Here is a 1,433-nt window from a genome sequence, read left to right on the forward strand (position 1 = left end):
ACGAGTTATCTCTTTTTGAGTCATGTTGAATGTCTCCTCTCGCATACCTGACATTTTATCAGAATAAATTCAACATGACATTATCACAGAATAACAACATTAGTTCTAAAAAATACTTGACTTTTTATTACTTATTTCATTAATATGCATAAAACAATCAACGGAGGTGATTTGCCATGCTTTCAGTGAACATCTCTAAATTTAATGCTATTTCTTTAGAAGATACTTTAAACTACACACTGTACTCCAAAAAACTTGAAAAGACTGTTGCTGGAATAGCAAGATATGCAATTAAATGCCTTAATGAGAAGTTAAAGAAAGAAAATATTTCTGAAGATAAGGTTGCCGAATTCTATCTCGCTAAATGTCTTCTAAGTATATCTGCAAACTCCGTTTGGATTCAATGTTCGAATAAATATAAATTAGATGAAGATTACTTATATGTAATGCTAAAAAAATATTACTACCAATATACAAATATTTTTTTCATGTAAGAAATGGGGGGTGCTGTTATGAACAATCCACAACTTAAACAAGAAATTAGCAGGCTGTTATCCACTGTATTGCAAATCTTTGGTAAGAATTCAAGAGAATATAAGAACCTTGAATATTTTCTCGATATCTTAGAAACCACATATCGCTACAATTTTGATGGAGAAAGAGATTTGCTTGATGAGTTAAATAAATTATTGATTAAACTATCAAATACTATTCCTGAACTGAGTCAAGAAAAATTAAGTTATAATTATCCTCATATTAGTGCGATGCTTAAATATTTAGATGAATGGCTCTCTTAATAATACTCTATATGGCTTTTCAGTTTATCGCTGAAAAGCCTTTTTTTTATAGATTTTTTATAAGTTTTAATGGGTAAGAAAAAACAATACCTTTAATAGTTACTAGCATACTATACAGTTTATAACTTCCAAGCCACCTGCCCTTTAGACCTACAACCTCTAGAAACTGCTTATTCAATTTTAGAAACGCTTTTCACCCCATAATTCTCAAAAATCATTTCTAACTCCTTTCCCCTAGCCAAAGCATGTAATATCTATCAAATTGCTCTGTTTCTAATGTAAAAAGATTGATTTCTAGGAATTCATTCTTATTATATATCTATATAAGAGTAACGTTTCTAAAATCGGGTTTTAGGTTTCGGTTTGATATTCTATCAAAATACAAAATACTTTTATATTAAAGTAAAATAGGAGAAGTTCATTGCAGTAAAGCAATTACTTCTCCTATTCTACTCCGTATTTACCAACTACATCCCAGAATACCTGAACTAATGATAGCACGTTGAATTCTATTTGTAAAGAGTTAACCTTGATGCTGATCGCGTCAAGATACTATGGGTTTTAAAATAAAAAGTATTCCCTCTGGATATATCTTTTCCTTAAGCGTCTCTTATTGACTTAAGGAACTGTGAAGCC

General features: G+C 30.1%; 2 protein-coding genes. Both read left to right on the plus strand.

Annotation, left to right across the window (positions count from 1 at the left end; genetic code table 11):
* Window positions 1–176 precede the first annotated feature (176 nt).
* Window positions 177–494: a hypothetical protein gene (locus BUC45_RS09850; RefSeq protein WP_078054690.1), complete on the plus strand. Its 318-nt coding sequence runs from the start codon at window positions 177–179 to the stop codon at window positions 492–494.
* Window positions 495–512: 18 nt separating this feature from the next.
* Entirely contained in the window at window positions 513–797 is a 285-nt protein-coding gene (locus BUC45_RS09855) for a hypothetical protein (RefSeq protein ID WP_078054689.1), read from the plus strand.
* The last annotated feature ends 636 nt before the right edge of the window (window positions 798–1,433 follow it).

The sequence above is a fragment of the Tepidanaerobacter sp. EBM-38 genome, assembly GCA_001896545.1.
Classification (GTDB): Bacteria; Bacillota; Thermosediminibacteria; order Thermosediminibacterales; family Tepidanaerobacteraceae; genus Tepidanaerobacter.